The sequence below is a fragment of the Pseudomonas sp. IT-P171 genome (genome assembly GCF_949767765.1).
Lineage (GTDB): Bacteria > Pseudomonadota > Gammaproteobacteria > Pseudomonadales > Pseudomonadaceae > Aquipseudomonas > Aquipseudomonas fluorescens_B.
The window spans coordinates 171472-184595 of the sequence record NZ_CATKQN010000003.1; the positions used below are offsets into that span (position 1 = coordinate 171472).

Below are 13124 nucleotides of genomic sequence, written 5' to 3' on the forward strand. Positions count from 1 at the left end.
GCAATCATGCAAACCCGAACTTTGAAAAGATTGATCGCACCGTCCCTGTTGAGCCTGGCCATGTTTGCCGGTGCGACCCAGGCCGCCGCGCCCCTGCGTCCACCCCAGGGTTACTTCGCGCCGATCGAAAAAATCAAAACCGGCGACAAGAGCGAAGGCTGTGACGCCATGCCGACGCCCTACACCGGTTCGCTGCAATTTCGCAGCAAATACGAAGGCTCCGACAAGGCACGTTCGACCCTGAACAAAGCCTCGGAAAAAGCCTTCCGCGACACCACCGCCGACATCACCAAGATTGAGCGCGGCACCAGCAAGCGCGTGATGCAGTACATGCGTGACGGTCGCCCGGAACAGCTCGAATGCACGCTGAACTGGTTGACCGCGTGGGCCAAGGCCGATGCGTTGATGTCCAAGGACTTCAACCACACCGGCAAGTCCATGCGCAAATGGGCGCTGGGCAGCATGGCGTCTTCGTACCTGCGCCTGAAATTCTCCGACTCGCATCCGTTGGCCAACCATCAGCAAGAGTCGCAGTTGATTGAAGCCTGGTTCAGCAAAATGGCAGATCAGGTGGTCAGTGACTGGGACAACCTGCCGCTGGAAAAAACCAACAACCACTCGTACTGGTCCGCCTGGTCGGTGATGGCAACGTCCATTGCCACCAACCGTCGCGACCTGTTCGATTGGTCGGTGAAGGAATTCAAGGTCGGCGCCAATCAGATCGACGCCCAGGGTTTCCTGCCGAACGAACTCAAGCGCCAGCAACGCGCCCTCGCCTATCACAACTATGCCCTGCCGCCATTGGCGATGATCGCCAGTTTCGCTCAGGTCAACGGTGTGGACTTGCGTCAGGAAAACAACGGCGCATTGAAACGCCTGGGTGACCGAGTGCTCGCGGGTGTCAAAGACCCGGAAGAATTCGAGAAGAAGAACGGTAAGGAACAGGATATGACCGACCTCAAGGTCGACTCGAAATTCGCCTGGCTCGAACCGTTCTGCACGCTCTACACCTGCTCGCCGGATGTGCTTGAGAAGAAGCACGAGATGCAGCCATTCAAGACCTTCCGTCTCGGGGGTGACCTGACCAAGGTCTACGATCCGGCCAACGAAAAAGGTAAAGGCTCTTAACGTTCACTGTATTCCCCTGTGGCGAGGGAGCTTGCTCCCGCTCGGCTGCGAAGCAGTCGTAACCCAGTAAACGCGGACTGACTGACACACCGCGTTCATCAGGTTCAGGGGCGCTTCGCACCCCAGCGGGAGCAAGCTCCCTCGCCACAGGCTAGTGCGCAACATGCAATACAACCGTCCCGAATTCTATGGGGGGGTTTGGGGGGGCTGCGGCCCTTGACTGTTGGTTAAACATGGAGAGACCGGGATGGTATTTTCATCCAACGTGTTCCTGTTCTTGTTCCTGCCGATCTTTCTCGGCATGTATTACTTGAGCGGAATACGCTATCGCAACCTGCTGCTGCTGATCGCCAGCTATGTGTTCTATGCCTGGTGGCGCGTGGACTTCCTCGCGCTGTTCGCCGCCGTCACGCTGTGGAACTACTGGATCGGCCTCAAAGTCGGCGCCGCAGGCGTTCGGACCAAACCGGCCCAGCGCTGGCTGCTGCTCGGCGTGGCTGTCGACCTGTGCATTCTCGGCTACTTCAAGTACGCCAACTTCGGCGTCGACAGCATCAACGCGATGATGACTTCGGTCGGTCTGTCGCCGTTCATCCTGACCCATGTGCTGTTGCCGATCGGGATCTCGTTCTACATCTTCGAGTCCATCAGCTACATCATCGACGTCTACCGTGGTGACACCCCGGCAACGCGCAACCTGATCGACTTCGCGGCGTTCGTGGCGATCTTCCCGCACCTGATTGCCGGTCCGGTGCTGCGTTTCCGCGACCTCGCCGACCAGTTCAACAACCGCACCCACACCCTCGACAAGTTCTCCGAAGGTGCCACGCGGTTCATGCAGGGTTTCATCAAGAAGGTCTTCATCGCCGACACCCTCGCGGTGGTGGCCGACCACTGCTTCGCCTTGCAGAACCCGACCACGGGCGATGCCTGGCTCGGCGCCCTGGCCTACACCGCGCAACTGTATTTCGACTTCTCGGGCTACAGCGACATGGCCATCGGCCTGGGCTTGATGATGGGTTTCCGCTTCATGGAAAACTTCAAGCAGCCGTACATCAGCCAGTCGATCACCGAGTTCTGGCGTCGCTGGCACATCAGCCTGTCCACCTGGTTGCGTGACTACCTGTACATCACGCTGGGCGGTAACCGCAAAGGCACGCTGATGACCTATCGCAACCTGTTCCTGACCATGCTGCTCGGTGGTCTGTGGCACGGCGCGAACATCACTTACATCGTGTGGGGTGCATGGCACGGCATGTGGCTGGCAATTGAAAAAGCCCTGGGCCTGAACACCTCGCCACGCAGCATCAACCCGATCCGCTGGGCACTGACGTTCCTGCTCGTGGTCATGGGCTGGGTGATCTTCCGCTCGGAAAACCTGCACGTCGCCGGTCGTATGTACGGCGCAATGTTCAGCTTTGGCGAATGGTCGCTGTCGGAACTCAACCAGGCCAGCCTCACCGGTCTGCAAGTGGCGACACTGGTGGTGGCTTACATGACCCTGGCGTTCTTCGGTATCCGTGACTTCTACAGCAACCTGCCGCCTGAGAAGACCAAGCCTGTTGTGAACGTCGAGGCCGATGGCCCCGCTGCCGCAACGCCTGGAATGATCAAAGCCGTACCGGGCGACAACCCGGCCAGCATCCACGAACCGGGTTACACCGTCGGCGTTGAAGCCACCGTGCAACCGGCCTACTGGACGGCGGACTGGTCGCGTTACGTGATGCGCACGCTGGTACTGGTGTTGTTCATCGCCTCGATTTTCAAACTCTCGGCGCAAAGCTTCTCGCCGTTCCTTTACTTCCAGTTCTGAGGGATCTGACCATGACCCGCTCATTACGTATCTTCTACATCACCTTGTTCATGGTGACCCTGCTGGTGCTGGGCCTGTGGTCGACGCGCAGCTTCCTCGGCTTCAGCACCAACGCCGACGCGACGGTGCTCAACGGCCGCTGGGCGAAAGCCGTGGAAACGCATTACGACGACGAGTTCCCGATCAAGCGCCTGGGCACCAACCTCTGGGCCGCGCTGGATTTCAAACTGTTCAACGAAGGTCGTCCGGGCGTCGTGCTCGGCCGTGACCAGTGGTTGTACAGCGATGAGGAATTCAACCCGATCGTCAACGAAGAGCTGAACCTGCAAGGCAACTACGCGCTGGTCGAAGGCGTACGCCAGGCACTGAAAGCCAAAGGCGTGAAACTGGTGATGGCGATTGTGCCGGCCAAGACTCGCCTGTACCCGGAACACCTGGGCGAAGAGAAGCCTTCGAGCATTCACGCCAACCTCTATGAGGACTTCCACGCCCGTGTGGCGGCCAACAAGATCCTCGCCCCCGACCTGTACGGCCCGTTGCTGAAGGCCAAGCTCGACGGTCAGCAAGTGTTCCTGCGCACCGACACCCACTGGACCCCGGAAGGCGCACAAATCGCCGCCGAGACCCTGGCCAAGACCATTGCCGAAAAAACCCCGCTCAGCGGCGAGCCACAACGTTTCGTCACCGAGCCGGCAGAGACAGTGACCCACAAGGGTGACCTGCGCTTGTTCCTGCCGCTCGATCCGCTGTTCGAAAACCTGATGCCGGCGACCGAGCCGTTGCAGAAACGCAACACCGTGGTGGCCGACGATCAGGCTGGCGGTGATGACGCGCTGTTCGCCAACACCGAAGTGCCGGTGGCCCTGATCGGCACCAGCTACAGCGCCAACCCGAACTGGAACTTCGTCGGTGCGTTGAAACAAGCGCTGAAGAGCGACGTGGTCAATTACGCCGAAGACGGCCACGGACCGATTCTGCCGATGCTCAGCTACCTGAAAAGCGATGCTTTCAAGAACAGTCCGCCACAAGTGCTGATCTGGGAGTTTCCTGAACGTTATCTGCCTGTGAACAACGAAATCGGCGACGCCGACCCGCAGTGGGTCGCAGAGCTCAAAGAAGCCGGCGCCCGCCAACAAAACGTAGCCGCAAACACTAAATCCGAGACGCCCGACCGGGCGCAAAACTGAAAGAGAGGTACACCATGACTTTCACTACTACTCCTCGCCGTCTCGCCAAGACCTTCGCTCTGGCCGCGACCTTCAGCGTCCTTTCCATGAACGCCTTCGCCGGTGGTGACTCCGCGCTCTACGGCCCGACCGCACCGAAAGGCTCGAGCTTCGTGCGTGTCTACAACGCCGGCAACGCTGAAGTCAGCGCCACCGTCGGCAGCACCAACCTGGCCGACGTCGCGCCGCTGTCCAGCACCGACTTCAGCTTCATGCCGGGCGGCGACTACAGCGCCAAGGTCGGCAGCCAGACCCTGCCGGTGAAACTGGCCGGTGATCACTATTACACCCTGGTCAACAACGCCAGCGGCGCGCCACAACTGATCGAAGAGCCGCCGTTCAAGAACAAGCAGAAATCCCTGGTTCGGGTACAGAACCTGAGTGACAAGGCCTTGACCCTGAAAACCGCTGACGGCAAGACCGAAGTGGTGCCATCCGTGGCCGCCAAGGGCCGTGGCGAGCGTGAAATCAACCCGGTCAAAGTCAGCCTGGCGCTATACGATGGCGCCACGAAAGTGGGCGACGTGAAGCCGGTTGCCCTGGAACGCGGTGAAGCGGCGGTGCTGTACGTCACCGGCAACGGCAGCAGCCTGTCGCCAGTCTGGGTAAAACGCCCGGTTTCGACGCGCTAAAAATTTGCCTGATTGACCCCGTCCCCCTGTGGGACCGGGTCGTCAGTCGGGCTACGGAATAAGAACAAGAGTGAAACGACAGAACGCAGTAGCTCTGACCCATACGATTTTCAAGGAGTAACAACATGATTCCGGTGATCTTGTCAGGTGGTAGTGGCTCACGTCTTTGGCCGCTTTCCCGTAAGCAGTTCCCTAAGCAATTCCTCGCCCTGACCGGCGAACACACACTGTTCCAGCAAACCCTGGAACGCCTGGTGTTCGAAGGCATGGACACCCCGATCGTGGTCTGCAACAAGGACCACCGTTTCATCGTCAACGAGCAACTGGCCAACCGTAAACTGGACACCCAGCGCATCCTGATGGAACCGTTCGGTCGCAACACCGCGCCGGCCGTTGCCCTGACCGCGATGATGCTGGTCAATGAAGGTCGTGACGAGCTGATGCTGGTGCTGCCAGCCGACCACGTCCTGGAAGACCAGAAAGCCCTGCAACGCGCCCTGGCCCTGGCCACTGTCGCCGCCGAAAACGGCGAAATGGTGCTGTTCGGCGTCCCGGCCACCAAACCGGAAACCGGCTACGGCTACATCAAGTCGACCAACGACTCACTGCTGCCTGAAGGCGTCAGCCGCGTCTCGCACTTCGTTGAAAAACCTGACGTCAAACGCGCCACCGAGTTCGTCCAGTCCGGCGGTTACTTCTGGAACAGCGGCATGTTCCTGTTCCGTGCCAGCCGCTTCCTGGAAGAGCTGAAAAAACACGATCCGGACATCTACGACACCTGCCTGCTGACCCTTGAGCGCAGCGAACAGGATGCCGACACGGTCACCATCGACGAAGCCACCTTCACCTGCTGCCCGGACAATTCCATCGATTACTCGGTCATGGAAAAAACCCAGCGCGCCTGCGTCGTACCACTCACTGCAGGCTGGAGCGATGTCGGTTGCTGGGCGTCGCTGTGGGAAGTGAATGACAAAGACGTCAACGGTAACGTCACCAAAGGCGACGTGGTCATTCAGGACAGCAAGAACTGCATGATCCATGGCAATGGCAAACTGGTGTCGGTGATCGGCCTGGAAAACATCGTGGTCGTCGAAACCAAGGACGCCATGATGATCGCGCACAAGGACTCGGTCCAAGGCGTGAAACAGATGGTCAACACCCTCAACGAACAGGGTCGCAGCGAAACCCAGAACCACTGCGAAGTCTATCGTCCGTGGGGCTCCTACGACTCGGTCGACATGGGCGGGCGCTTCCAGGTCAAGCACATCTCGGTCAAACCGGGCGCGTGCCTGTCGCTGCAAATGCACCACCACCGCGCCGAACACTGGATCGTGGTCAGCGGCACCGCCGAAGTGACCTGCGATGAGAATGTGTTTCTGCTGACTGAAAACCAGTCGACCTACATTCCGATTGCTTCGGTTCACCGTTTGCGCAACCCGGGCAAGATTCCACTCGAGATCATCGAAGTGCAATCGGGCAGCTATCTGGGTGAAGACGATATCGAGCGGTTTGAAGATATCTATGGTCGGTCTACGCCGATCGAGCGTGGGGTTTCGGTGAAAACCATCGCGCAGTAAGTCATCGGTAAAAAAAAGCCCCCATCCAGACCACTGCGTTCCCTATCCGCAGTGGGTTGGGTGGGGGCTTTTTAAGTTGGAAAAATTTATCGCGAATTAAGGAACACTCTGAAAAAAAACGATGAGTATCAGCTGATGCTAAATGTTGATGTTTGGCTAGAGTCAGGAATTGCAGCCGCAACCAACGTGAATGTTCACACTACAGTCCAATCACTTTGGAGCCTCCACTTCCCCCGGACAAGACTCCACTTGAGATCGACTAATTAAATTCATGCATGTCCGCCACCACGCTGCGCGAGAAAATCATTATAGTTTCGAAGTTGCGAGATTCGCTCAAATACATAGCGCACGGGAAGTTCATTAAAATGCCCCCGACGGTAACCTGCTCTTTTATAGTCAACCCCTTGAAAACTCTCTTGAACTGAAAACAGCTGCATATACGCTGACCCGCCAGCCACTGACTCAAAACGCTGAGAGGTTCCCATGATCGGGAATTCGATCTGGCTGTGTTGTATTAATTGCGCATCATCCATCTGATATTTAGGATCGGCGTCTGCGCCAGCACTCGCAGTGATGTTACCAACCCCAAAAATACCAACATCCAAAGTATGAGCCCTAGGAAAGGTTGCCCAGGCATCGGCTACCACAATCTTATCTATTGAGAGAACACGAGGATCTCCTATCACAACAAAACCGTGATCAACGTTATTTGCAGCCTTAACCCGAAAAACCGGCTGCTCTGTTTTGGAACTGGCCAACAGATGAAAATTTATATCCGCATGTTCGCCGCAATGACCAATCCCTGTTTCTATAGACAACTTCAAACTTGATTCTACGTCCGACTTGCGAATTTTATCTAGCGCCTTTATCATTTCGCCAGGTTCCAAGCGGGATCGCAACTGATCAACGATTTGGTTAGGAGCGCCCTCAACCAAGAACATTTTGGTAACCAAATTTGAAAAACTCACGCGCTTTAGGTCCTTAAAAATCCTACCCCTAACTTCTTGAACACCAAAAATTGGCTCGTTCACAATATTGAAGGAATACAATTGATCCGCAACTGAAACTTGCCCACCATCAAGACCGATAGCGCGTTTCTGTTCTGTAGTCAGCTCATTCAGGTCAATGCGCTCTGTCCCTTGAAGATCCTTATATCTCAATGGATTATCACTGACAAAAGCAAACAGATTTAAACCATCAGCATATCCTTTCGGATCAGGATTCAACCAACGCTGTAACCACGGTATGTAATACCTGAACCCGTAGTAATAAAGCCCCGTCGCATCCTGCTCCTTCCCTGAATACCGCACCATTTTGTAACTGACCTGCACCGCCTCTCCGTTCGACCAGGCCGTTCCGCCAAACGGGTAATACCGTTCCTGAGTGATGATCTTCGCGTCCTGATCCAGCTCCAGCGCGCTTGAGCCCAGATGATCCGTCAGGCTGTAGCGCTGCTGATTGTTGGTGATCTCATTCGGTATTCCCGCCTCCCAGTGCAACACCCGCACGCTGCCGCGGCCGGTCGCTATGTCGATGACGTGCAGCACTTCGCCGGTGCCGCTGTGGGTACGGATTTCCAGACCGGGCAAGTAACGGATTTCAATGACCACCGTTTGCGCATTGGTTTGCAGCGAGCGGACTTTGCGCACACGCATGCCGTCAGCGCCGTAGTCGTAGCATTCGAAATCGTCAGGACCAGCGTCGCGTTTGACCGGCCGGACTTCGCGCAGTTGATTGCGCAGATCCCAGGTCAGCGCTTGTCCCGGTTGCAGGCTCAGCAGGTTGCCGTTGGCATCGAAGCCGCTGCGGAAATCGTCTTCGCCCGGTTCAATGCCATCGCACACCGGCAGGCAGCGGTTGCTGTGGGCATCCGCAACCAGCCGATGGCCGTGGTTTTGCGGGCCGACGTGGGTCAGTTCCAGCAGGTTGTTGCCGGCGTCATAACGGTAGGTCTGGCGGTAGTTGCCGGGCATGGCGGGGTCCGCCGTCATCGCCGATGACGGGCCGTGTTTGACCCAACCGGCCTCCCAGCCTGTGGCCTCGATCAGCCGGTAAAGCGTGTCATAAAAGTAATGACTGACCGGCTCGATGCGCTGATTGGCGAAGTAGCGGATCGGCAGCGCGGCGTCTTCGATGCTTCGCACATTGCCGACCGGGTCGTAGGTATAACGCAGGTCCTGCAACGGATCATCCTGACCGAGTCGGGAAAGCAGGCGTTGCAGGCGTCCGTCTTCGGCGGCGTATTCGAGGGTGGTGATCACGCCATTGCCGGCGACTTCCCTCTCGACCTGGCCGTGGGCGTTGTAGGTGATGGCGCTGACCATGGGCAGGTGTTGGGGCGTGTTGCTCAGACGCAAATCCACGGCGCGCAACTCACAGTCCACGGTCTGGCTGAAGCGTTGTTCGTTACCTTGTGCATCGATTCGCGACAGCAGATCTCCGGGTGGGTTGAAACGTGAATACGTTGAAAAAGACTGCGTGCTCTCGCCAACACGCCGCGCTTGCTCAAGTACCGTGCCGCTCAATCCGTAGTCGTTGAACAGCAGAACACCGGCAGCGTCTTCATGCCTGATCAGTCGGCCGCACTGGTTGTGACCGACCAACGCCGGATCGTTGGCCGCATAAGTCAGACGCTCCGCACAAACCGCTTCGCCCTCTTTGGCTTGCTCAAACAACGCACTCAATCGCAGCTGATCGTCGTAGTGCATCCAGTGCTGCGAACCCCGGCCGTCCCAGGATTGAACCGGTTGACCCGCCTCGCCGAACAGGCTCACGCGCAAACCTGCATCGACACTGACGGTGCACAGAGCCGTGCCGGAGAGGCCATGAATCATGCGCAGGTTGGCAGGCGCTGAAGCCTCCTGAAACAGGCGCGGATCCCAGTGCGCGACCGCCCTTCCCGCCAAGTCATGGGTTGTGCGTTCGACATGCGCTTCTGCCGTGTCACCAGGGTCGAAACGGTAATAATCCACTGAGCGTAACGCCAGACCACGCGGATCAATGGCCATCAGCTTAGGGGTATGGCGGTGTATTGGCGCTGCCTGGATATTCATGACAGTCGTCTCGAAGAATGACGACCAGCTAATGCTTAAAATCCACGTTCAGCTACTGTCAAAAGTAACAGTCTCGACGACTGGTATGAATATCGGTCAATCCACTCCAATCGTATCGGTTCACCGTTTGCGCAACCCGGGCAAGATTCCACTCGAGATTATCGAAGTGCAATCGGGCAGCTATCTGGGTGAGGACGATATCGAGCGGTTTGAAGATATCTATGGTCGGTCTACGCCGATCGAGCGCGGCGTGTCGGTGAAAACCATCGCGCAGTAAGTAGTTGGTAAAAACAAGCCCCCGTCCAGACCACTGCGTTCCCTATCCGCAGTGGGTTGGGCGGGGGCTTTTTCACGGCTCACCAAGTAGATAGTTTTTACTTCACAACTTGTAAATCTTTTCCAAACCGAGCTGACAACTTGGACTTTTTATTTTCATATTCCTGAACAGAGATCCACCCACCCTCATAATTAACTTGAACAGCCTCACTCGGGATATCCCCTCCCATATAAAAAGTCTCAATCTCCCCCTGCCCTAAATACCCCAACACATTAACCAGACTGGGAATTCTAATTACTCTATTTTCAATCAGTCGCTCGGCGTCTGTCAGAACTATATCGGCAGTAGTTCTAGACCCCGCTTTTACCGAATCCGAGCGGGTATTAACACGAACCAAAATATTCCCATCTCTTTTCGAGAATCGCCTAGCAACATTAATATCAGGAGTGAAAGACAGTACCTTTCCTGCAAGCCCAGATTGCATTCCACTGTGCTGAAAAATCTGCGCAAAGAATTCGTCACCGCTTGGCTCTGCTGCTCCATTTGCTCTTATCAGCCCCGTAGAACTAATTGCACCAACGTGGTGACTACGATAAAGAAAACCTTCAATCTTCAAGTTCTGCTGCGCGACGTTATTGTTAATATTCCCCTTAAATACATTCAAATCCGCAATACTGCTCGCCTTACCCTCCCTTTGCGCAAGAGTAAAGATTGCACGATCATATACAGAGGCACTCGGCCCTGGCGCACTTGGCTTTCTTGACTGGTCAGCCCTCCCGCCCTTCCATTTTGAAACAACCCATTCACGCAAACTAGCAAAGGTACTTCTCAGACCATTAAAATTTCCAGATGATGCCAACCCCATGACATCGATCTCATTTATCGGTGCGTTTCTAATCATCCGATATAAATTAAGACCATCAACAGTTCCCGCCGGATCGGGATTCAACCACCGCTGCAACCACGGCATGTAATACCTGAACCCATAGCAATAAAGCCCCGTCGCATCCTGCTCCTTGCCCGAGTACCGCACGGTTTTGTAACTGACCTGCACCGCTGCGCCATTACTCCACGCCGTGCCGCCAAACGGGTAATACCGTTCCTGGGTGATGACGTTGGCGTCCTGATCCAGCTCCAGCGTGCTCGAGCCCAGATGATCCGTCAGGCTGTAGCGCTGCTGATTGTTGGTGATCTCATTCGGTATTCCCGCCTCCCAGTGCAACACCCGCACGTTGCCGCGTCCGGTCGCCACGTCGATGACGTGCAGCACTTCGCCGGTGCCACTGTGGGTACGGATTTCCAGGCCGGGCAAATACAAGGTTTCGATGATGTTGGTTTGGACGTTGGTATGTAGCGAGCGGACTTTGCGCACGCGTAGGCCATCGGCGCCGTAGATGTAACGCTCACAATCATTTTCGGCGCCGTCCCGCTCTACCGGTCGAACTTCGCATAATTGATTGCGCAGATCCCAACGCAACGTCCGCCCCAGTTGCAGCTTGAGCAGGTTGCCATTGGCGTCGAAGCCGTTGCGGAAATCCTCCTCACCCGGCTCGATACCATCACGCACCGGCAGGCAGCGGTTGCTGTGGGCATCCGCAACCAGCCGATGGCCGTGGTTTTGCGGGCCGACGTGGGTCAGTTCGAGCAGGTTGTTACCGGTGTCATAACGGTAGGTCTGGCGGTAATTGCCGGGCATGGCGGGGTCCGCCGTCATCGCCGATGACGGGCCGTGTTTGACCCAACCGGCCTCCCAGCCTGTGGCCTCGATCAGCCGGTAAAGCGTGTCATAAAAGTAATGACTGACCGGCTCGATGCGCTGATTGGCGAAGTAGCGGATCGGCAGCGCGGCGTCTTCGATGCTTCGCACATTGCCGACCGGGTCGTAGGTATAACGCAGGTCCTGCAACGGATCATCCTGACCGAGTCGGGACAGCAGGCGTTGCAGGCGTCCGTCTTCGGTGGCGTATTCGAGGGTGGTGATCACGCCATTGCCGGCGACTTCCCTCTCGACCTGGCCGTGGGCGTTGCAGGTGATGGCGCTGACCATGGGCAGCCATTCCAGCGTGTTGTTCAAGCGCAAGTCCACGGCGCATAAATGGCCGCCCACGGTCTGGCTGAAGCGTTGTTCGTTACCTTGTGCATCGGTTCGGGACAGCAGATCGTTCAACGGATTGAATCGTGAGTGCGTGGCGAAACCGGGAGACGACTCCTTGGCAAAACACCGCTCTTGCTCGAGTATCGCGCCGCTCAATCCGTAGTCATTGAACAGCACAGCCCCAGCCGGGTCCTCGTGGCAGATCAATCGGCCGCATTGGTTGTGATCGGCGAATGCCTGATCGTTGGCCGCGTAAGTCAAACGTTCCGCGCAAAACGCCTCGCCCTCCGCAGCTTGCTCGAACAGCGCCGTCAATCGCAGCTGATTATCGTAGTGCATCCAGTGCTGCGAACCCCGACCATCCCAGCTGTGAACCGGCTGACCCGCCTCGCCGAACAGACTCACATGCAGACCGGCATCGACACTGAGGGTGCACAAAGCCGTGCCCGAGAGTCCATGAATCGTAACCAGATTGGCCGGTGCCGTGGCATACAGGAACAACCGCGGATCACTCTGCGCAATCACCCTGCCTACCGGGTCATGAACCGTGCGATTGACCCGCGCTTCGGCATCCGCCCCCTCCACGGCACGGTAGTAATCCACCGAACGCACAGCCAGCCCCCGCGGTTCAACGACCGTCATCTCTGGGGTGTCGCGATGTATGAAAGCCAGGTGAGGCCGCATCAGGCGTCTTCATGTCGATTTGCACCAGCTAATGCTGAAAACCCACGCATGGCTACTGTCACAAATTACAGGCTCGACAAACGGTCGCCCTCACCACGCCCATCGCCAAGCACACCTGCCCTTAGGTAGGATGAGCCTCTCTCCTGCGAGGTTGTGCGACATGTTTATCGGCGTCCTGTTGGTCATCACCTGGCTGATCCTGTTGCTGCGTTACCCGGCCAAGGCCTTGCCCGTCTCGGTGGCGGCCGCCATTGGACTGGGTGTGGTAGCCACCTGGGTGATCTGGATGGACAACCGCGAGGTCAAGCAACTGGCACGGCTTGAGTTGCGCATCACTTATGCGCCGGAGCACTGCCCGGCGGATCGCCCACTGCTGTTGAAAATGAACAACGGCAACGACGTGCCGCTGACCGAGCTGCGTTGGCGCATCGCCGCGTACGCACCGGGCGACACAGTCAATCTGGCCGACAACCAATACACCGCGCCGCGTTATCGCGGTCCCGGTGAATTGCAGGCCGGCGCGAACTGGGAAGACTGTTTGCCCATGCCGCCGCTGCGCCCCGGCTATCGCCCGCAAACCCTGGAGTTTCGCGCCGAGCGTTTGCAGGGTAGTTTCTCCGACTGATCCCTTTTCTCTCT

The 13124-nt window shown here is 57.1% G+C and carries 8 protein-coding genes and 1 pseudogene; 7 read left to right on the plus strand and 2 right to left on the minus strand.

Annotation, left to right across the window (positions count from 1 at the left end):
• Window positions 1-6 precede the first annotated feature (6 nt).
• The 5 genes from ACM6I5_RS03045 (at window position 7) to ACM6I5_RS03065 (ending at window position 6376) form a co-directional block, all read left to right on the plus strand.
• Complete coding sequence (locus tag ACM6I5_RS03045) at window positions 7-1128, plus strand: mannuronate-specific alginate lyase (RefSeq protein ID WP_017336626.1); 1122 nt, start codon at window positions 7-9, stop codon at window positions 1126-1128.
• Between the two features lie 247 nt (window positions 1129-1375).
• Window positions 1376-2941 carry an MBOAT family O-acyltransferase gene (locus ACM6I5_RS03050; protein WP_017336625.1) on the plus strand — a complete coding sequence of 522 codons (1566 nt, stop codon included), beginning with the start codon at window positions 1376-1378 and terminating at the stop codon, window positions 2939-2941.
• An 11-nt stretch (window positions 2942-2952) separates the two neighbouring features.
• The gene (locus ACM6I5_RS03055; protein WP_017336624.1) at window positions 2953-4128 is read left to right on the plus strand and encodes an alginate O-acetyltransferase; all 1176 of its coding nucleotides are present in this window, start codon (window positions 2953-2955) and stop codon (window positions 4126-4128) included.
• 14 nt (window positions 4129-4142) lie between these two features.
• Window positions 4143-4799 carry an alginate O-acetyltransferase AlgF gene (locus ACM6I5_RS03060; RefSeq protein WP_017336623.1) on the plus strand — a complete coding sequence of 219 codons (657 nt, stop codon included), beginning with the start codon at window positions 4143-4145 and terminating at the stop codon, window positions 4797-4799.
• Between the two features lie 125 nt (window positions 4800-4924).
• Window positions 4925-6376: a mannose-1-phosphate guanylyltransferase/mannose-6-phosphate isomerase gene (locus ACM6I5_RS03065; protein ID WP_414883160.1), complete on the plus strand. Its 1452-nt coding sequence runs from the start codon at window positions 4925-4927 to the stop codon at window positions 6374-6376.
• A gap of 269 nt (window positions 6377-6645) precedes the next feature.
• On the opposite strand, the gene ACM6I5_RS03070 is transcribed toward ACM6I5_RS03065, so the two are convergent.
• Window positions 6646-9429 carry an RHS repeat-associated core domain-containing protein gene (locus tag ACM6I5_RS03070; RefSeq protein ID WP_414883161.1) on the minus strand — a complete coding sequence of 928 codons (2784 nt, stop codon included), beginning with the start codon at window positions 9427-9429 and terminating at the stop codon, window positions 6646-6648.
• Between the two features lie 97 nt (window positions 9430-9526).
• Between ACM6I5_RS03070 and ACM6I5_RS03075 the strand changes: the two are divergent.
• Window positions 9527-9706: pseudogene (locus ACM6I5_RS03075) on the plus strand (mannose-1-phosphate guanylyltransferase/mannose-6-phosphate isomerase); the annotation flags it as partial.
• 97 nt (window positions 9707-9803) lie between these two features.
• On the opposite strand, the gene ACM6I5_RS03080 reads toward ACM6I5_RS03075, so the two are convergent.
• Window positions 9804-12443, minus strand: coding sequence for an RHS repeat domain-containing protein (locus ACM6I5_RS03080; protein ID WP_414883162.1), 2640 nt, complete (start codon window positions 12441-12443; stop codon window positions 9804-9806).
• Between the two features lie 202 nt (window positions 12444-12645).
• Here ACM6I5_RS03080 and ACM6I5_RS03085 point away from each other — a divergent pair, with 202 nt between their 5' ends.
• On the plus strand, window positions 12646-13110 hold the full coding sequence (locus tag ACM6I5_RS03085) for a hypothetical protein (protein ID WP_017336620.1): 465 nt from the start codon (window positions 12646-12648) through the stop codon (window positions 13108-13110).
• The last annotated feature ends 14 nt before the right edge of the window (window positions 13111-13124 follow it).

Excerpts from the sequence above, each read along its gene's own strand:
- ACM6I5_RS03065 (WP_414883160.1), top strand. The coding sequence starts at position 4,925 with ATGATTCCGGTGATCTTGTCAGGTGGTAGTGGCTCACGTCTTTGGCCG.
- ACM6I5_RS03050 (WP_017336625.1), top strand. The coding sequence starts at position 1,376 with ATGGTATTTTCATCCAACGTGTTCCTGTTCTTGTTCCTGCCGATCTTT.
- ACM6I5_RS03085 (WP_017336620.1), top strand. The coding sequence starts at position 12,646 with ATGTTTATCGGCGTCCTGTTGGTCATCACCTGGCTGATCCTGTTGCTG.
- ACM6I5_RS03045 (WP_017336626.1), top strand. The coding sequence starts at position 7 with ATGCAAACCCGAACTTTGAAAAGATTGATCGCACCGTCCCTGTTGAGC.
- ACM6I5_RS03080 (WP_414883162.1), bottom strand. The coding sequence starts at position 12,443 with ATGACGGTCGTTGAACCGCGGGGGCTGGCTGTGCGTTCGGTGGATTAC.
- ACM6I5_RS03070 (WP_414883161.1), bottom strand. The coding sequence starts at position 9,429 with ATGAATATCCAGGCAGCGCCAATACACCGCCATACCCCTAAGCTGATG.
- ACM6I5_RS03055 (WP_017336624.1), top strand. The coding sequence starts at position 2,953 with ATGACCCGCTCATTACGTATCTTCTACATCACCTTGTTCATGGTGACC.
- ACM6I5_RS03060 (WP_017336623.1), top strand. The coding sequence starts at position 4,143 with ATGACTTTCACTACTACTCCTCGCCGTCTCGCCAAGACCTTCGCTCTG.